The following is a 20,109-nucleotide window of genomic DNA, read 5'->3' as shown; positions in this document are numbered from 1 at the left end:
ATCCTTTTGAAGGTAAGAATAGATTAGAATTCCCCCAAAATAATACGGGTAATTCTATGGGTCCATGTTTTGGATACATGGGGTCGTATGTAAGGGAATCCCTTATACCACAGTGTTTTAGAATTTTGTAAAGTGTAATCTAATCAATTGGAATTAAGGTGAGGGAACAGTGAAAGTATTAGAGAGTTATGAAGAGGCTTTGATGAATATATCCCCCAAGGAATGGCCGGCATATTTAAAAGAACATGCTTTTATTTCGGGAAATAAATTCAATACAGAGCTTGCCGAGACTTTTGCGCTCGTTGGTACGGTACTGGATTTTAAAAAATTTATTGGTATTGATCATTTGGAAGGACCGACGGGTACGTCAGAGTCTTTTTTGACGTACTGTGGAGTATTGGGATATGGAAGATACCTATCAAAATATTACGATCATGGGTTATTTATGCAGCTTCGTCAGCGTGCAAATGATCCCCGGTTAGAAATTTCACAGGGTGTGGTAAAAGCGTTACAATACATCGCTAAGAAAAAGTTTGATAAGCTTCTGTTATATACTGATGACTGGAAAAATGGCACTCCGCTGGAACAGTGTGCTTGTATAGGAGCCGTCTGTAATGCTAAAGTATTATCAAGCAGGACACAGGCTGAATCAGCTATTGAGCTATTGGATTGGGTGACAGCCACCTTTTTTGATAAACCTATTGTGAGTGGTGATTATCTTATTTTACAGGAACAGTTGATAGAAAGCTGGAAAGTTGCTGCTTCACGAAATCCCGAAAAAGCCCAACGAATGATTGAACGGTGGATTAAGGAGGAGGATGCTACGATAAATTCTATTATGGAGAAGATTATAACATCAAATTATATGCAGAAAATCGATTCAGAATGGGCCGATAGATGGTTGGATAATCTAAACAACAAGTATAGGGCATAATCCTACAAAGGTGATAAAGAAACATCCTTGCTATGGGCTTGTACAATATATGGAAACACAACATTATGGTGAGTACTGCTTTTGAATTCTGAATGTTGGAAGTGTCGATGTTTGATGATCAGTTTTAGGGAGATGCATAGAAGCGGGTGCGCCATGGGGAGATGAGGTAATACTCATCTCCCTTTTATTTTTTTGAAGATATAATGGTGTTGAGAAGTTTATGCCCCATGATGACAGGAAAATACATGCATAGCTGCTGATCGTGGTGTAAGGAAATTCCCTACATCTTGTTGGAGATAATGAATGGTAGTTCTTCAATTTTAAGATCACTATTGTCAACCATCACATATCCGGTATATCGCAGAGTGTTTTATATTAGAATTTTTCTATTGTAGGTCACATTTAGTGACTTTTATATGAATTAGGAGTATAATCTAAAAAAAGGGAGTGATTGTGAAGGACATGCCAAAACAGGAAAGGCCTGATTCTCGTGAGGTTTTAGAGCACATAAGTCAGTGTGTAATTACTACAGACCTGAATGGAATTGTTACATACTGGAACAGAGGATGTGAGCAAATATTCGGCTACGACCGAATGGAGATGATAAATAAGTCATTGAGCAAGATTTATCCCTTTGTAGCTGAGGAACAGTTCCATCATGATCTTGAAATGCTTCGTTCGGGAGAAGAAGTTAGGGGGCAATGGAAAAGTATTACCAAATATGGAGAGATTATCTGGATTGATGTACACGCGAAGCCACTGTTTGACAAGCAGGGGAATCCGAAGGCGGTTATTGCATCGGCTCATGACATTGGGCCGCTAAAGGCAGTTGAAAAAGAGTTGGAGGAGAGTAAGGCTCAGGCACAAGCTATTTTAGAAACAACGGTGGATGGTATTATCACTATCGACAAATATGGGGAAATAATGTCTTTCAATTACTCAGCATCCCGAATATTTGGATATAGCGAAGATGAGGCTACAGGAATAAATATTAAAAACCTTGTGGCCGAACCTCACGGGAAAGATCCGATTAATCATTTAGACAAATACCAGTCGAATGAGGTTGTTGGATATCGCAGAGAGTTAAGCGGGAAGCGTAAAAATGGATCGGTTTTTCCTATGGAGTTATCGGTAAGTGAAGTCGATTGGGAGGGCAGCCAGATTTATACTGTGGTTGTAAATGATATTAGCGATCGAAGGCAGTTAGAAAAAGAAATATTACGCATTTCCGAAGAGGAACGCCGAAGCCTTGGCCAGGATTTGCACGATGGTTTAGGACAAATGTTGACAGGAATTTATCTCATTAGTAAGAATTTGGCACAGAAATTGGAGACTAATGATTTACCGGGACATAAAGAGATACAAGAAATATCAGATATGGTTAAAGAAGCTGATGAGTATGCAAAAGTATTGGCTCGGGGTTTAGTGTATGTTGATATGAAAAAGGAAGGGTTAAATGCCGCCTTGAAGCAGCTTGCAGGCCAGGTTGAAAAATTATTTAATATTACTTGTTCGGTGAATATGAAAGAAGATATTAATATAAACAATGATATGCAGGGCATGCATTTATACCGAATAGCTCAAGAGTCTATAAGTAATGCAGTAAAACATGGAAAGGCGAACAATATTGAAATAGGATTAAATAAAAAAAATGGTTCGTTACAGTTATCGATAAAGGATAATGGAATTGGTTTTGCCAAATCTCAAGAGGAAAAAAAGGAGAGTGGGATGGGCATTCATATTATGCGTTATCGCGCAAATATGCTATCGGGTCGGCTCGAGATATTTGAAACCGGGGATCAGAAAACAAACGTCGTGTGTAGTATTCCTTTTAACAATTAAGAATAAAAGAATATGTCTAATAACTTTAAAAAGAAAATTGTTTTAGTTGATGACCATCCCGTTATGCGTAAAGGGTTAGCTCTAATATTTGATTCAGACCCTGCTTATGAAGTTATTGCGCAACTTGATCGCGCCGAAGAACTGATTCAGCGTTTGGATGAGTTAGCTCCCGATCTGATAATTGTTGATGTATCACTTCCTGGGATGAACGGACTTGAATTAGTAAAACACATAATTTCACAAAAAGAAGATCAAAAAATCCTGGTCGTTTCTCGTCATGATGAATCGCTGTATGCCGAACGGGTGATACGCGCAGGGGCTAAAGGGTATGTCATGAAGCTGGAAGCTGGAGAAGTATTGCTTAAAGCTGTTCGCAAGGTCTTGAATGGTGGTATTTATGTAAGTGACGAGGTCAGTGAACGGCTATTAATGGGAATGGCACGGGGACAAAAGAGGGTGATGGAATCGCCCATTGAAAAACTCAGCGATCGGGAGTTGGAAGTGTTTGAACTTACCGGTAAAGGCAATAGTACACGCGAAATTGCTGAAAAACTGCATCTTTCAGTTAAAACCGTTGAATCATACAGAGCGCGGATAAAGACAAAACTAAATTTAGAGAATGCCACCGAGCTTATGGTTCATGCGGTTAAATGGGTTGAAAATGAGCATTCAAGTATTAAGTAAATACGGATGTAAGATAAAATCCTATCTATGATTTTGTTGATGTCCTACATAGATAAAAAGGAGGCTATTGCATTGATGTAGAGCGACAAATTTTATGTTGGATGTCAGGGATTTCCCTGAATAACAAATATAAAATTTAAAATAGGAGTAACTATGAAGCAACTAACCCGATATCAACCATCTGCTGCCCCGGTAAGTAATTTGCGAAGAGAAATGGACCGTATTTTTAATGAATTAATTCCCTTTAGCTGGCGACTTGATGAACCAGAAACAGGTATGTCAATGTGGACTCCCATTACGGATATGATGGAAACTGACAATGAATACCTACTTGAAGTTGAGCTTCCCGGACTAACCAAGAAGGATATTCAAATCAATTGCCAGGATAATGTCCTTTCAGTTGAGGGGGAACGTAAGCATGACAAAAAAGAAGAGCGCCCGGGTTACTTGCGAAGCGAGCGTTCATACGGTGCATTTAAACGGTCTATTATTTTACCTACTTCTATTTTGGAAGACAAGGTAAAAGCCACATTTAAAGATGGAATATTGAAAATAACGGTTCCCAAAGCCGAAAAGAGCAAGAGAAAAACAGTTCCCATTGAATAGGAATTTTTTCGTGACTTTTAAAGGGCTGCGTTAAAACGCGGCCCTTTTTTATTTGATGTGTATATAGGTCAATAATGAAGGAATGTATACATTTAAACTATTGGGATGTGATAATTTGATAGTATAGTTAATACTATCAGAGATAGCAGAGCGCTAACTTATGTATGGTATAGATAAAAACGAGATGGAGAAACCGGTGGAAGGGGACATCAATCAGCAGTGGTATAAATTGGAACCAGATCGGTTATGCAATCTATTAGAGACTTCTTCCGAACAAGGTCTTAGCCGGCAAGAAGTACGAAAGAGGGTGAGTTACTGGGGACCTAATATTATTGAGACTGAAAAGGAGGTTACACGATGGCAGATAGCCATGCATCAGTTCAAAGACCCCCTGATTTATATCTTATTGGGGGCGGCATTTGTGACACTACTTTTGCAGGATTATTTTGATTCTATCATAATTGTGATTGCTGTTTTGTTGAATGCTATTATAGGTTATATACAGGAAAGGAAATCACAATCAGCAATTCGATCCCTCACAAAATTAGGTATTCCGAAAGCCCATGTCATTCGTGAGGGTAAAGAACTGGAAGTTCCAGGTAGTGAATTGGTACCCGGTGATATCGTACTGCTTAGTTCAGGTGGCAGAGTATCTGCTGATATGCGTTTGCTTTCTGTTAAAGGGTTGGAAGTAGATGAATCGGCTCTTACCGGTGAGTCTGCGGTTATTCATAAGACGAGCACTCCATTGGATCAGGAAAAACTATTGCCTGCAGATCAAAAAAATATGGTGTTTTCCGGAACTACGGTGGTTAAGGGACGGGGGAAAGCCGTAGTAGTTCGCATTGCTGGCTCCACAGAATTAGGAAAAATAGCGAAATCTGTACGCGATATTGGTATTGTAAAAACGCCTTTACAGGAAAAAATGGATCACCTTGGGCATACGATTGGCTATCTGGTTTTGGCCTTTTCGTTGATTATTGTTGCACTGGGTAATATCTACAGTATGGATCCTGATGAAATCTTTGTTACTGTTGTTGCGATGGCGGTTTCAGCTATTCCCGAGGGGTTGCCGGTTGTGTTAACTGTTACGCTTGCAATAGGTGTAAGCAGGATGGCTAAAAGGCAGGCTGTTATCCGTTATTTACCAGCTGTAGAAACTTTGGGAAGCACTACTGTTATCGGTTCCGATAAAACCGGTACGCTTACTAAAAACCAGATGACGGTTCGCCATATTTGGGCGGATAACCAGCTATTTGCCACTACAGAAACAGGATACCAACTTGAGGGGATGGTTGCGAGGGATGGGAGACCTATCGAATTAAAAAAAGAAAGTGGCTTATACTACGCTCTTCTTGCTGGCACATTAGCTAATGAAGCTAATATAACCGGCTTGGAGTCAGGAGAACCCCAGGGGGATCCTACAGAAATAGCCCTGCATGTATCGGCTTTTAAAGCAGGAGTTCAACTTTCTGACGTTCATTTGTCATTTCATGAGATAGATATATTACCATTTGAGCCGGAAAAGCAATTTATGGCAACCTTAAACAAGAATGCTGATGGGCGATTTATTTTTTTAAAGGGGGCGCCTGAGGTGGTTATAAACAAATGTTCTCACCAAGTGGTAGATGGCCATATAATTTCAATTGATCGGGAGAAAGCACGTAAGGCTGCTATAAAAATGGCCGGCAGAGGGCTTCGGGTGCTGGCAATGGCATACCGCAGGAGTAGTAGTAATTTGCTTTCTGAAAAAGATGTGCAAGAACAATGTTTTGTCTTGGCGGGCTTACAGGGTATGGAAGATCCCATCCGACCAGAAGCTATAGAGGCGGTACAAATTGCCCATGAAGCAGGAATCCGGGTAATAATGATTACCGGAGACCATGAGGAAACAGCTGTTGCCATTGGTCGCCAGCTTGGTCTGGATCCAGATGGGAAGGGGGCACTGGAAGGAAAGACGCTGGGTCAGCTTTCCGATGAAGAATTTGATCGCAAGCTAAGGAACATAAATATATTTGCTCGCGTGACGCCGGAGCATAAGTATCGGATTGTTAAACGGCTTAAACAAGTTGACCATATAGTTGCTGTTACTGGCGATGGGGTTAATGATGCGCCAGCGCTGCGGGCAGCCCATATCGGTGTTGCAATGGGCAAAGGGGGGACCGATGTAGCACGAGAAGCATCCGATATGGTACTTTCGGATGATAACTTTGTTACGATTACAGCAGCAATAGAAGAGGGACGCATTGTATTTTCAAATATTCGCAAGGTCACCTTTTTTTTGCTTTCAACGGCTGTAGGAGAGCTTATCGTTATTTTTGTTGCTATTTTGATGAACTGGCCGCTGCCCTTTATTGCCGTTCAGATTCTGTGGATTAACTTGGTCACGAGTGGATTACAGGATGTTGCATTGGCCTTTGAACCAGGTGAACCGGATATTCAGAAACGTAGACCACGTCCTCCCAAAGAAGGTATTTTAACGGTTCGGTTGATGGAAAGGCTTGGGGGTGTTGGTCTTGTTTTAGCGGTTGGTACACTCTATAGTTTTTGGTGGGCTATGGAACAAACCAATAATTTAGATATGGCACGAACCGTTGCCATGACGCAGATGGTTGTTTTTCAGTTTTTCCATGTTCTTAACTGTCGTTCGTTAGATCGGAGTTTGTTTACGCTTAATTTCTTTTCTAACAAATTTTTGTTCTTGAGTTTATTTTCCGCACTACTTGCTCATATATCGCTACTTTATGTTGACTTCATGCAGGCTACTTTCAGGACTGTTCCACTTGCAGTAGAGCAGTGGGTAATGATTTTTTTCGTGGGATCTTTTGTGATTATTGGCGGAGAGTTTGACAAACTGATTAATAAATGGAGAAAAAGCTTCATTGGTTAACTGTTGGTTGTAGTGGAAATACTGACATTTCAGAGGGGTATCACCTTTTAACAAAGAAGGGTGGATTTTTCGCATCTTTTGAAATCCGGTAATTGTTAAGTCATAGAGGGAGTACTATGAAGTCGAAGAAAATTACAAAAGAACAGTGGCAAAAGTATTTTGATACCTTTTCAATGAAGTATCTTCAAGATGAACAGCCTGAATATATTGAAATTCAGTTGCTGTCAGAAGATATGGGAGCCCAACAAGAGATTCGGTGGACGCCGCTGAGAGGTATTACGTACGACCCCAAAAGCGATATCTTGGAGATTCAGGTTGATAACATGGATCACCTCATCTCGCACCCCAAAGAAATCTATGTAAATGAGGAGAAGGGTGGTTGGCTAACAGGGATGATGGTCATCCGGAAAGATGGGGAACGAAGCATCATCGACATACGATAAATATCAACCTTAAAAAACGGGCAGAAATAGTTTGTAGATGTGTGTATTTAAGTCACATCTCATCGTTATTTACTGTCGGGATAATGTAGTCGAATATGGCAACTGAAACGCAGGTCCATTTCAATAAACAATATTTAAAAGAGGAGATTACCCAACTTGCTAAATTACAGCAATCTACGCTTGAGGCTGAACCTATGCAGCCTATTGGGAGTGTGCTTTCCTCAGCAAAAGAGACGCTGACCGAAACCTATCGAGTATTGGCGCGAGCAGCCAAAAAAAATCGAGAATTGAGCACAGCAGCAGAGTGGCTTATTGATAATTTCTACATTATTCAGGAGCAAATTGTACAGTTAAAGGCTGACCTTCCCGAATCATATTACAAGAAATTGCCGCGCTTAACGCAGGGAGAGTTCAAAGGTTATCCACGGACGTACGAAATTATACAACTATTGGCTTCGATTAGTGATAATACAATTGACCGTGAGAATACAACTGATACAATCAGAGCCTACCAGGAGGTAGACATTTTAAATTTGGCTGAAATGTGGTCGGTTCCGCTGATGAACAGAATGGTGTTGATCGTCAGGTTGGCCGAAAGCAGTAAAAAACTGCTCCGGGATCGCAACATGCAGGATGATATTGATAGCCTAATTACTGAAAAAATTGCCGGGGATACGGATGAGCCCGGTTTCATTCTTCGGAAGCTGTCCGAAATTGTAGATCAGCAACCTGATTCCATGCGCTTCTTGATTATATTGGCTCAGCGATTACAAGCTCGTGGAATGCTGACTGAAAATGAACGTCGTTGGTTCGAGTATAAATTTTCTCGCTGGGAATCTAACCTCGAAGAACAGCTACGCAGTCGAACGCAACAGACCTCTCGACTCCATCTTAGTATCCAGAATGCAATATCCTCATTGCGCGAAGTTTCAGAAACCGATTGGGCCTTGTTTGTAGAAAGCTGTTCAATAGTGGAACGTATTCTCCGGCTTGATCCAGCGGATAAATATCCACAAATGGATTTCAGTACCCGAGATTCCTATCGAAAAAAGGTTGAGAAACTGAGCACCTATTCGTCACATAGCGAACAGGAAGTGGCTGAACATGTTTTAATGCTGGCCGAAAGTGCTGCTCAAAATGGTACGGCAGAACGTAGCAAAAAAATGCATATCGGTTATTATTTGATTGGTGATGGGTACAAAGAGATTTGTCGTAGAATCAACTACAAAAAACCGGTGTCAGAATGGATGCATGAGCAATTTCAAGAGCATCCTACTATCTATTTTTCGATGGTAGCTATTCATTTTATTGCCCTTATTAGTATTGTGGGTCTTGCTACAAATTTAATTGATCGTCCCCATTGGGTTATTTTCTTCACAATTTTAGTGGCGCTATTTCCAGCATTAGAACTTTCGATTGTATCGACGAACAGGATACTGTCATTTTTTATTCCGCCACGTATTTTGCCTAAGCTCGAGTTTAAAGGTTCTATACCTGATGAATACCGGACGGTGGTGGTAGTACCAACTATACTCAATTCTCCCAAAGATGTTGAGAATCAGTTTGAGCTGCTCGAGATTCGTGCCTTGGCGAATGCCAACGAGTCGATTCAGTTTGCTCTGTTGTCGGATTTTCACGATTCGAAAACAGAAAGCAAAGAAAATGATGAGGCTGTTTTGAAAGCCGCCCACGAGCAGATCAATCGCCTCAATATTCAATATGACAGTAAGTATGGAAATAAGTTTCTTTTTTTTCACCGTAAGCGATTGTGGAACGAATCAGAGCAGCAGTGGATGGGGTGGGAGCGAAAGCGTGGAAAGCTCGAAGAGTTTAATCGATTGCTAAAAAATCTGGATACAGAAACAAGCTTCAAGGTTACAGATGAAGATTTCCTGGCGTCAGTAAAGAAAGTTCCGGTCACCTTTGTTATTACGCTTGATGCGGATACGAAGCTGCCGCCAGGCAGTGCACGAATGCTCATAGGTACAGCCGCTCATCCTTTGAACCGCCCAAAAATTGATTCCCAGAAAAATATGGTTACCGGCGGATATGGCATTTTGCAGCCGCGCATTTCTATTCCGCCTAAATCAGCAAATAAAAGTAGGTTTGCTAAAATTTATTCTGGCAATGTGGGACTTGATCCCTACACAACGGCCGTCTCTGATATTTACCAAGATCTATTTGGCGAAGGGGTATATACCGGCAAGGGATTGTATGATCTGGAAACCTTCGAGACTGTACTCGATAACCGATTTCCTGATAATAGAATTTTGTCCCACGATTTATTGGAAAGTACCTACCTGCGTACCGCACTGCTGACTGATATTGAGTTGTTCGATGATTTTCCTACAACCTACCTGAGTTATGTACAACGACAGCACCGCTGGATTCGAGGCGATTGGCAAATATTGTTTTGGCTTTTTGGGAAGGTTCCATCCGTTGACGGTAAAAAGGTGATTAACCCAATTTCAGGGCTCTCAAAATGGAAGATTTTTGATAATCTTCGTCGATCAATAACTCCTGCAGCGATACTTATTTTCCTGTTGGCAGGATGGTTGTTCTTGCCGGGATCAGCTTTAATATGGACTGCCGCGGTATTCGGAATTGTGGCTTTCCCGATCTACTCCAGCTTTTCTACCGATATTTTTCGACGACCACAGCGCGTAGGTTGGCGTTTGTATCTGGATAAAATCCGTGCTGATTTAAAGATGAATACCGTCCAGTCAGTTACGAGTTTCCTCAACTTGCCGCACCAGGCGTATATCTCGCTGGATGCCATAGCCCGAACACTTTATCGATTATTTGTCACCCAAAAGAACCTATTGGAGTGGAAGACAGCAACCCAGGTCGAGAAGAAACATGCCAATGGTTCAGTTTGGGATTACTGGCAGCAAATGTGGCCCAATATATTTTGGGGTGTGTTTTGTTTGGTGTTGGTATCGGTGTTTTCAAAAGCTGTTTTGTTCATTGCCGGTCCCGTTTGTTTGGGCTGGCTGGCAGCTCCATATTTCGATTATTATTTGAGCCGACCGATAACATCATCCCAAAAATCTCTTTCTAAAAAACAGCAATACGAATTACGTAACTATGCACGGAGAACATGGCATTTCTTTGAGCAGCACTTAAACGAAGAGCATGCGTGGTTGCCGCCCGATAATGTACAAGAAGAGCCGTTTATAGGAGCCGTGGGACGTACCTCTCCCACAAATATGGGGTTAGCTTTAACATCTGTTTTTGCTGCTTATGAGTTGGGCTACCTGACTCTTACGGAAATGATAGATAAACTCGAAAATATGATGCAGTCGATGGAGCGATTAGACCGCTATCGTGGACATTTTTATAACTGGTACAGCACTCAAATAGGGGAGGTTTTAGATCCTCATTACATATCAACCGTTGATTCGGGAAATTTAGCGGCTTCGCTATTAGTTATTGAACAGGCTATGAATCAACTGGCGAAACTGCCATATCCCAACCCTAAATTTTGGAAGGGGCTTAATGATACGATCCAGGTGTTAAGTGATATGGAGGATGAGTTGGAAGATCTTCCCAAGTATGATGCTTTGTTTCAAGAAATTGATGGTCTAATTGCTGATCTACGTAAACATATTCCTAACCGGCCACCGGATACATTGTCAGAATGGAAAAGATTGCTTTTAGATCTTCGATTTAAAGCAAATCAGCTTAGCGAATTGGCTCCGGTTGTATTAGAGATTTCGTTTGAAGATCAAAAATATCAGGAATGGAGCGATTGGCTAAAACGACCAAACCAGCAGATTGAGCATCAACTTAAAGAACTTAATGCGTTTAAGGGGGCGGAGAAAGAGCATACTTTTGTAGAAAACCCGACAAGTAATCCATCGCCACGAAATACACATTATCTCGACTTGCTAAACAGGGCTTCTGCCATCAGCGCTACCTGCAGGAAGTTGGTGATGCAGATGGACTTTTCGCTGGTTTATGACGATGACCGGGAACTATTTAGCATTGGGTTCAATGTTGATCGCGCCCAACAAGATAATAGTTATTATGATTTATTAGCCAGTGAGGCTCGGCTGGCGTCGTTCATTGCTATTGCCAAGGGGGAAGTGTCACCTGAGCATTGGTTTAGGTTAAGCAGGCGGTTAACCAGTATTGAGCGGAATGAGATTTTACTGTCGTGGGGCGGCACTATGTTTGAATACCTGATGCCTCTTCTCTTTATGTCGCGTTATGAAAATACGCTGCTTAGTAATACCTATGACAATGTTGTTTTGTGGCAACGTAATTATGGCTCTTTGAAAAATAAGCCGTGGGGATTTTCAGAGAGTGCATATAATGTACTGAATATGGAATTACACTACCAATATCGTGCATTTGGGGTACCGGGATTAGGATTACGACGCGGGTTGGCTGAGGATTACGTTGTGGCACCATATGCCGGTATGCTTGCGCTTATGGTAGAGCCGGTAGAAGCTTTTGAAAATCTCTATAAATTACGCTCTGAGGGGGTTCTGGGTAGTAATGGTTTTTATGAAGCTGTAGATTATACCTCCCGTCGGCTAACGGATGAAACTGATAGGGAGAAAGCGTTGGTAAAAATGTATATGGCTCATCACCAGGGGATGAGTTTATTGGCTCTCACCAATGTATTGCAGGAACAAGTTATTCAGCACCTGTTTCATGATCATCCCTTGGTGAAAGCATGTGAGTTACTGCTCCAAGAGCGAATTCCACGGGGTATTCCTATTAAAGAACCTCGTCCGATTGATGTTGAGTTGGAACCCACAGAAGAGGAACGCCCGGTTTCCATTATTGATCATGCTGGGATTGAGGATTTAGATGCTTCGCCTCCACGGACTCATATACTTTCTAATGGTAATTATTCGACTTTGTTAACCCATTCCGGTACCGGGTTTTCTTATTCTGGAGATATCATGCTCACGCGATGGCGTTCTGATATAGTAACCGATCCATATGGGTTGTTCTTTTATGTCCGTGATTTGGATAATGGAGAGTATTGGTCGGTCGGGCATCAACCGGTCAAGCGGAAGGCTGACCGCTATGATTCTTGGTACCATGCAGGAAAAATTCAGTTAGCCCGTGTAGACAACTGGATCGAATCATTTATGGAGGCTTGTGTATCGCCTGAAGATGATATCGAGCTTCGTAAAATTACATTAACTAATTACTTTAATAATAAGCGACGCATAGAAATAACAAGTTATTCTGAAGTAGTTCTAAATACCCAGCAGGGAGATCGGGCACACCCGGCTTTTTCGAATCTATTTGTACAGACTGAGTTTATTCCAGAGCATCATTCTATATTGGCTAAGCGACGGCCCAGATCTGAAGAGGAGGAGGTGATGTGGTTAGTACATACCGTTGCCAGCAATGGATCGGAAGAGGGTACGCATAACCTTCAGATAGAAACCGATCGCGGTCGGTTTATTGGGCGCAACCGATCATTGCAAAATCCAGCTGCCATGGATCCGGGAGTTACCTTGAGTGGATCTGTGGGAAATGTTAAAAATCCTATTGTGAGCATACGTAGGGTGGTTACGTTAGGACCGGGGGAAAAGAAAGAGCTTACTTTTGGCCTTGGAAAGGCTCACAGTCGTGAGGAGGCTGTTGCCATGGGGGATCGATATGATAATCCCTATGCTACCGATCGCGTGTTTGAGTTGGCTGCTATTTACGGCAATGTAGAGCTGGAGCATCTGAACTTGAGCGGTGAACAGGCGCAGTTTATCCAGGAACTCACCGGTTATCTTATCTATAACTGCGAATTATTGCGGGCCGATGAAAACATCTTAAAGCAAAACAGGAAAACACAATCTGCCCTTTGGGCGCATGGCCTTTCAGGGGATGTGCCAATTTTAGCCTACCACATTGATGACAAGAAATTTATCCGGGAGGTAACACTCTTGCTTAAGGCCCATCAATTTTGGCGTCAACGAGGATTAAAAATCGATTTGGTATTTATTAATGATCATCCGCCATCATACGTTAATGAACTGCAAGAATTAATACATCAGCAGATTCAACATACCTCTGAGCATTACGCAAATAGAGATAAGGGAGGCATTTTTATTCTTCGCGGGGATGAGATGAGCAGGGAGGATCAAATTTTGATTGATACTGTTGCACATGTAGTCCTTAAAGGAAAATTGCCCAGCCTGCAACAATTGAAGCGGGTGATTAGCGTAAAGCCCACCACTACAGATAAGATTTATCACCCTGTAACAACTGTGGCATCCAAGAATGGTTCAAGCGAGATAGCTGATAACTTGCTATTTTATAATGATTATGGAGGATTTTCAGCCAATGGTAAAGAATATATTATCACCATTTGTTCAGATCCTGATTCGGGAGTCTTGGTGTTTCCACCTGCTCCATGGATTAATGTGATTACAAATCCGCAATTTGGCTTTTTAACAACTGAGAAGGGATCATCCTACACATGGAGTCGTAACAGCAGGGAGAATAAGCTCACTCCGTGGTCGAATGATGCAATTACAGATCCCTCGGGCGAAGCTATTTATCTGCGTGATGAAAAGGAGCAACTGTTTTGGTCGCCATTGCCTCAACCCGTTCCAGGAAGTTCATTTTATAAAGTTTGCCATGGACACGGCTATTCCACATATAGCAGTAAGACCCTTAATATCAGCCAAGAGCTTACCACGTGGGTTGATAAAGATAAGCCGATCAAGTTTATGCGATTGCAGCTTGTTAATGAGGACTTGATGGATAAAGAGCTAACCCTCTTCCGGTATATTGACTGGGTGCTCGGTATTTTCAGGGAAGATGCGACCCGACATATTTTTACTACTGTTGATGAGTCGCTTCATGCCATTTTCGCCCGTAATTACTACAATAATGAGTTTGCTGGGCGCGTGGCTTTTGCTGGATTTTTTGCTAATAAAGGCGTTGAGAATATAAGTTTCTCTGCTGATCGGAGTGGATTTATAGGGCGTAATAATAGTTTAGCTCATCCTGAGGCGGTAGTGCATGGAGAGGAACTCAATGCCCGTTTCGGGATTGGCTTTGAGTCTTGTGGGGCCTCAAAGTGTTCGTTTACTTTAAAATCGGGTGAGTCAATAGCCCTTACTTTTTACTTGGGAGAAGTCGAAAGTGAAGAAGAAGCCCAGAAAATTATTTCAGGATTGCAGTCACAAAATGCGGTGACAAGCTCACTATCTGATGTTAAAGCGTTTTGGCGAACAATGTTAGAAGGGGTACAGGTAAAAACACCCGAGCCAGATATCAATATATTGATGAATGGGTGGTTGGAATATCAGAATATTGCCTGCCGCATGTGGGGACGCTCGGGCTTTTACCAAGCGGGTGGAGCATTTGGGTTTCGCGACCAGCTGCAGGATGCTACGGCGGCCTGCTATCTTGCTCCCCAGCTAACGAGGGAGCAGATTTTGTTGCATGCAGCACATCAGTTTGAGGAGGGAGATGTGCTGCACTGGTGGCATCCACCAACAGATCGGGGAATTCGTTCGCTAATAACGGATGATCTGTTGTGGTTACCCTATGTAACTGCTTTTTATATTGCTCATACGGGGGATGAGGCTGTGTTAGAGGAGGAGGTTTCATTTCTGACTGGTCGATCATTGTATGAAGGGGAGCATGAAGCCTACCTACATCCAGAAGTGTCCGGCGAACAGGCAAGTTTATATGAGCATTGCTGCCGGACGATTGATCGATCATTAACCGAAGGTCCGCATGGGTTGCCACTTATTGGAGGAGGGGATTGGAATGATGGGATGAACCGTGTTGGCTTAAAGGGGAAGGGAGAAAGTGTATGGCTTGGATTTTTCCTATATGCTATTCTCACCGATTTCATCCCGTTTGTAGAAAGTAAAGAGGACAGTAAACGGCTTCGCAAGTATCAGGCCTATCAAAAAAAGTTAAGAAAAAGATTGAATAACGAAGGTTGGGATGGAAACTGGTACCGTCGGGCTTACTATGATGATGGGACGCCCCTCGGATCTGCCCAAAACGACGAATGCCGTATTGATCTCATTGCTCAAGCATGGTCGGTAATTTCTGGCGCGGGAACTCCATCAAAAGTTGCAAAAGCATTGCAATCAGCTGAACAGGAACTTGTTTTCGAAGAAGAGGGAATGATCAAACTATTAACGCCGGCCTTCGATCAGACTGATAAAAATCCGGGATATATTAAAGGCTATATTCCCGGGGTGCGGGAGAACGGTGGACAATATACGCATGCGGCATTGTGGTTGATAAAGGCGTTTGCCGAGTCAGGTAAAATGGAGAAAGCAATTTCTTTTATGAAAATGTTACTACCCATAAATCATGCTCGAAAAAAAATAGATGTCGAACGTTATCAGGTTGAGCCCTATACTGTTGCTGCTGATATATATGGAGAGCCTCCCTTGATCGGGATGGGCGGTTGGACGTGGTACACCGGGTCGGCTGGGTGGATGTATCGTGTGATCCTGGAGTCTATTTTGGGAATAAAAATTGTAGGAGGAGACCGTTTAAATATTACGCCTTGTTTGCACCCCAATTGGAAACGTTATGAGTGTTGTATTAAAAATATATTCCCGGATTCTGAATTGGTGGTACAAGTTCATAACCCTGATAAATTATCGGAGGGTGATTTTGTGGTGACTCTTGATGGAAAATCTATATCTGCTAATAAGCGGACGGTGCAGTGTAAAATCCCAAATACTCCGGGCCAACATCTTTTAAAGATTGACGTTCATCCATCGATAAAAGGAGGAACTTAAATAATGTTGGGGTGGTAGAAATTACTACATTGCCATGCTCGCTGAACGTACAGAGGTTGGAGAATGCAATAGATACATTTACAACTGAATTGCAATATATACATCCCCATTTCCCCACATTATGGAGCCAATTACTGTTCTTATCATTGATAACGATATCTTAGTTAGAAGGGCAATTACCACCATTTTACAAAAGCATCAAGAGTTCCGCGTGTTTTGGTCAGATGGTGAATGTGAGGATGTCGTGACATGCACTAAAGAAAAACAGCCCGATATTGTTTTGCTGAGTATCCAGAGTATTGAAGGGAATGGACTTGACAAATTGCAGCGATTGAAATCGGCATTTGCACAGTTGCCAATAGTGGTGTTAAGTCCCCGTGATGAAGAGGGGGCACAGGCCGCGATCACCTCATTAAGACTTGGTGCTATTGACTTTATCACAAAGCCAGAAACGGAAAATCTAATTTTGTTTGCTGAACGACATCTCGAAAAGCGACTTCAGCCGTTGTTAAAAGCCATCCGTAAAATTGGAACCTATGATAATTTGAATAAAGGCATTTTGGAGTCATATATCCATCCACAAAAAAGTTTTGAAGATCTTCATAGTGGTTCTTTAGAAGATCAGTCAATTGAAATAACAGTGATGGGAGGTTGTACAGGAGGTGTGCAATCACTGTTTAACATGTTGGGTAACTTACCTGTTGATTTGGATTTTCCCATTGTAATAGTCCAGCATTTGCCCCGGGTATTTACCAAATATTTAACAACAAATCTTGATAGAGCTTGTGCTATTTCGGTGCAGGAGATGGAGGATGGAGCGCAGCTGTTACCAGGATCTGTATATATTGCGCCCGGAGGATATCAGTGTGAGGTGTCAAAGTCTGGCCTCAACAAATATGTAGCAACAGTGTATCGTGGAGCCAGAGAACATAGTATGCGTCCCTCTATCGATGTGCTTTTTCGATCTGCGGCACGTGCAGGAGGTAGCAAGGTGATGGGAGTGTTGCTGAGTGGATGCGGTAGAGACGGCCTGGCGGGTATGGAGGCAATCCACAAGCAGGGTGGACAAGTGATTGTGGAGGATCCGAGAACAGCTATTGCTCCCATCCTACCACTAAAGGCTATGATGAAAGGAATTGTTAAGGCCTATTATCCATCCGAAGATATCGCCCGGGCGTTGACAAGCTTATCTGTATCATCATCAGGTAAAAAAGCGGAAGAGGACACAAAACAGGCGACCAACTTTATTTTTTAGGGGATAAAGATTTTTGACCGTAACATTTTTATCCTATCAAGAGCCTTGTCATTGTGTACTATCAAGAAGCAGCGTATCTCGGAAGGTTGGATATGGCAAATAAAAAAGCCAACAGTTTCCTTCTTTTGGAATTCCCCAAAAAAAGTAATGGAGGTATAATCTCAACTCCGATATTTCGAAGCACCCTCAACTGTTGGCTTTATGTCGGTATATAAATACCGACAGTTTTAAAACCGTTGCACGCCACTTGAGTCGCCTTAGTCAGGTTAATCTCTAAGAAGAAGCTTACGGTTATTTTAAGCTTGCCCTTCTCTTGCCGTAGCAATTGTCAGGCCGTGCAATTTCAATATGTCAATCTCTCTCTGTTAAAAGTATAACTGATTAGAAAACATTTGTAAGTAAGTGAAAAGATTAATGAGCTGTAGCGGTTTATCTTACATGGAAAAGAAGAGTGATTATCCCTTATAACTTGTGTTGAATATTTTGTTAATCAACTGGCTGTTATGGGGTTAATAAAAATTATTATAAATTTTATTGCAGGTTGAGTAATATTTAATTGGTTAATAACATTAAATAAAGGGGATACAACTATGGACTTTTCAAGTATTAATTTATTGGCAGTACTGGTCGCAACACTATCAACATTTTTGGTCGGTTGGCTTTGGTATGGACCATTATTTGGCAAGGCGTGGATGGCTGCCGTAGGGTTTACAGAAGAGGATCTGCAAGAGGGAAATATGGCTAAGATTTTCGGGTTAGCTTTTATTTTTGAATTCATCATGGCCTTTAACCTGGCCATGTTTTTAACTGGGTCGCCGGAGGCAGCTGAAACAATGACAGCCACAACGGGAGCCTTTTATGGTTTTTTGACTGGATTTGGATGGATATTCTTTGCTCTTGCAGTAAATAGTTTATATGAGAGGAAATCGTGGAAATATATTTTCATAAACGGGGGATATTGGACGATTGCTTTTACAATAATGGGACTAATTTTAGGAGCTTGGACATAATAAAATAGTTTTCGTAAGTCCTTAGGATGTTAAAATGTCTGAGGGTTTGCTCTTTCGGGAATCTTTCTTTTCTTATCGGCTATTTACTAAGGTTATAAGTCGAAGTGAAATAGTTTAGATATGAAATATGTTGGAGCGCATGTTAGTGCTGCCGGTGGCGTTGAAAATGTACCAAAGCGTGCTCATGATATAGGAGCTAAAGCATTTGCTTTGTTTACGAAGAATCAGCGCCGGTGGGAAGGTCCACCACTTACCAAAGAGAATATTGAGGGATTTAAGGAAGCCTGCGCAGAATTTGGTTACACGATGGATCAGGTAATGCCACATGACAGCTATTTGATCAATCTTGGCCACCCAGAAGAAAAACAGTTGCAGAAGTCACGTAATGCTTTTCTGGATGAGCTGCAGCGGTGTGAGCAGTTAGGAATAAGGTTGCTTAATTTTCATCCGGGTAACCACTTAGATAAAATGAGTGTAGAAGATTGCCTGGATCGTAATGCAGAATCATTAAATTGGGCATTGGATAAAACCAGCGGGGTCACCGCTGTTATTGAAAATACGGCGGGTCAGGGGACCAGCGTGGGGTTTAGGTTTGAATACCTTGCTCGAATTATTGATGGCGTTGAAGATAAAAGTCGGGTTGGCGTATGTATTGATACATGCCATGCTTTTGCAGCTGGCTATGATCTCTCAACGGAAGAGGGATTTAGGCAGATGGTTGATGAATTTGAGAGCATGATTGGGATTGAATATCTGAAGGGAATACATCTAAACGATTCTCAAAAACCGTTGGGTAGTCGTTTAGATCGCCATGACAATATCGGTGAAGGAAAAATTGGTTTAAAAGGATTTGAACTGCTGATGAATGATCCGCGATTTGATGACATTCCAATGATTCTTGAAACGCCCAATACTGAACGATGGCCCCAAGAGATTGCAATGCTTTATGATATGATAGATTAGTGGATTCGACCCAACCGCATAAAAATGGGAAATGTTACATTAATGGCTTCCATATTAGTTAATTGTGACTTTAATTGTGCAATAGTTTTATCAACTGGATTATAGTCGTGCTCAGATTTAATTTTTTGAACGGCAGACCAGCTGTTGAAGTAGCCTGCTAACTGATCAATAGTCCATTTATAGGTTCTGGAAAATTTTGGCGTTTTAATCTCATCGAAAGGGAAGGGAATTGTTTGGTATCGCTGGTCGAGATACGTTCTGTTTTCGTTAAAATATTGCCCGAATGCATGCTCGTATAATTGGTCAATAATGGGATTAAGCTCATTCGAAATGCGAATCATCCCATAACCAATAACTGCTAAAAGAGCGTTTTCGCGAGCAGTTCTACGGACTTCTTTATAAAAGGCTTTAAAGTCGAGCCAGTGGATAGCTTGGGCAATGGTGATCAGATTAAACGTATTCTTGGGCAATCCAGACGTTTCAGCAGGTGTATTTAAATAGGTGATATTTTCTTTTTGGGGAGCAAACTGGAGCTGTTCTTCACTTATGTCATTTGCCCAAACCTTATCAAAATAATCAGATAAGTAACCAGCCACTTGTCCGGAGCCGGTAGCACAGTCCCAGGCAGCCCGTTGGTCGTTAAGATGCTTAAAAATGTATTGGTACATCTCCTCCGGGTAGGTGGGACGATACTTTGCATAGAGATCAGCCTGTTTGGAGAATCGTTTTTCCGACATC

At 41.9% G+C, this 20,109-nt stretch carries 11 protein-coding genes; 10 read left to right on the top strand and 1 reads right to left on the bottom strand.

The features are described from left to right. The first annotated feature begins 169 nt into the window (after positions 1 to 169). The 10 genes from AAFH98_RS12180 to nfo all read left to right on the top strand — a co-directional run bounded on the left by AAFH98_RS12180 (position 170) and on the right by nfo (position 19,371). Positions 170 to 934: a hypothetical protein gene (locus AAFH98_RS12180; protein ID WP_342522994.1), complete on the top strand. Its 765-nt coding sequence runs from the start codon at positions 170 to 172 to the stop codon at positions 932 to 934. A 462-nt stretch (positions 935 to 1,396) separates the two neighbouring features. Next, positions 1,397 to 2,776, top strand: a complete 1,380-nt coding sequence (locus AAFH98_RS12175; protein ID WP_342523465.1) for a PAS domain-containing sensor histidine kinase — start codon at positions 1,397 to 1,399, stop codon at positions 2,774 to 2,776. 12 nt (positions 2,777 to 2,788) lie between these two features. Continuing rightward, the gene (locus AAFH98_RS12170) at positions 2,789 to 3,460 is read left to right on the top strand and encodes a response regulator transcription factor (protein WP_342522993.1); all 672 of its coding nucleotides are present in this window, start codon (positions 2,789 to 2,791) and stop codon (positions 3,458 to 3,460) included. A gap of 153 nt (positions 3,461 to 3,613) precedes the next feature. Next, complete coding sequence (locus AAFH98_RS12165) at positions 3,614 to 4,066, top strand: Hsp20/alpha crystallin family protein (protein WP_342522992.1); 453 nt, start codon at positions 3,614 to 3,616, stop codon at positions 4,064 to 4,066. A gap of 160 nt (positions 4,067 to 4,226) precedes the next feature. Then, positions 4,227 to 6,956, top strand: coding sequence for a cation-translocating P-type ATPase (locus AAFH98_RS12160; RefSeq protein ID WP_342522991.1), 2,730 nt, complete (start codon positions 4,227 to 4,229; stop codon positions 6,954 to 6,956). Between the two features lie 116 nt (positions 6,957 to 7,072). Next, positions 7,073 to 7,399: a DUF5335 family protein gene (locus tag AAFH98_RS12155; protein WP_342522990.1), complete on the top strand. Its 327-nt coding sequence runs from the start codon at positions 7,073 to 7,075 to the stop codon at positions 7,397 to 7,399. A 95-nt stretch (positions 7,400 to 7,494) separates the two neighbouring features. Next, positions 7,495 to 16,143, top strand: coding sequence for a glycoside hydrolase family 94 protein (locus AAFH98_RS12150; protein WP_342522989.1), 8,649 nt, complete (start codon positions 7,495 to 7,497; stop codon positions 16,141 to 16,143). A 121-nt stretch (positions 16,144 to 16,264) separates the two neighbouring features. Beyond that, positions 16,265 to 17,398, top strand: coding sequence for a chemotaxis protein CheB (locus AAFH98_RS12145; protein WP_342522988.1), 1,134 nt, complete (start codon positions 16,265 to 16,267; stop codon positions 17,396 to 17,398). Between the two features lie 590 nt (positions 17,399 to 17,988). After that, positions 17,989 to 18,408 (top strand): DUF1761 domain-containing protein, encoded by a 420-nt coding sequence (locus AAFH98_RS12140; RefSeq protein ID WP_342522987.1) that lies wholly within the window; start codon positions 17,989 to 17,991, stop codon positions 18,406 to 18,408. A 120-nt stretch (positions 18,409 to 18,528) separates the two neighbouring features. Then, positions 18,529 to 19,371 carry a deoxyribonuclease IV gene (nfo, locus tag AAFH98_RS12135; protein ID WP_342522986.1) on the top strand — a complete coding sequence of 281 codons (843 nt, stop codon included), beginning with the start codon at positions 18,529 to 18,531 and terminating at the stop codon, positions 19,369 to 19,371. Here the strand turns inward: nfo and AAFH98_RS12130 are convergent. Then, positions 19,368 to 20,108, bottom strand: coding sequence for a class I SAM-dependent methyltransferase (locus AAFH98_RS12130; protein WP_342522985.1), 741 nt, complete (start codon positions 20,106 to 20,108; stop codon positions 19,368 to 19,370). The two genes, nfo and AAFH98_RS12130, sit on opposite strands and share 4 nt — an antisense overlap. Between the last annotated feature and the right edge of the window lies 1 nt (position 20,109).

The sequence above is a fragment of the Fodinibius sp. Rm-B-1B1-1 genome (genome assembly GCF_038594945.1).
Lineage (GTDB): Bacteria > Bacteroidota > Rhodothermia > Balneolales > Balneolaceae > Fodinibius > Fodinibius alkaliphilus.
Note: the sequence above shows the minus strand (reverse complement) of the source record. Positions and strands in the feature narration are given on the sequence as shown.

Excerpts from the sequence above, each read along its gene's own strand:
- AAFH98_RS12175 (WP_342523465.1), top strand. The coding sequence starts at position 1,397 with ATGCCAAAACAGGAAAGGCCTGATTCTCGTGAGGTTTTAGAGCACATA.
- AAFH98_RS12170 (WP_342522993.1), top strand. The coding sequence starts at position 2,789 with ATGTCTAATAACTTTAAAAAGAAAATTGTTTTAGTTGATGACCATCCC.
- AAFH98_RS12165 (WP_342522992.1), top strand. The coding sequence starts at position 3,614 with ATGAAGCAACTAACCCGATATCAACCATCTGCTGCCCCGGTAAGTAAT.
- AAFH98_RS12160 (WP_342522991.1), top strand. The coding sequence starts at position 4,227 with ATGTATGGTATAGATAAAAACGAGATGGAGAAACCGGTGGAAGGGGAC.
- AAFH98_RS12155 (WP_342522990.1), top strand. The coding sequence starts at position 7,073 with ATGAAGTCGAAGAAAATTACAAAAGAACAGTGGCAAAAGTATTTTGAT.
- AAFH98_RS12150 (WP_342522989.1), top strand. The coding sequence starts at position 7,495 with ATGGCAACTGAAACGCAGGTCCATTTCAATAAACAATATTTAAAAGAG.
- AAFH98_RS12145 (WP_342522988.1), top strand. The coding sequence starts at position 16,265 with ATGGAGCCAATTACTGTTCTTATCATTGATAACGATATCTTAGTTAGA.
- AAFH98_RS12140 (WP_342522987.1), top strand. The coding sequence starts at position 17,989 with ATGGACTTTTCAAGTATTAATTTATTGGCAGTACTGGTCGCAACACTA.
- nfo (WP_342522986.1), top strand. The coding sequence starts at position 18,529 with ATGAAATATGTTGGAGCGCATGTTAGTGCTGCCGGTGGCGTTGAAAAT.
- AAFH98_RS12130 (WP_342522985.1), bottom strand. The coding sequence starts at position 20,108 with ATGTCGGAAAAACGATTCTCCAAACAGGCTGATCTCTATGCAAAGTAT.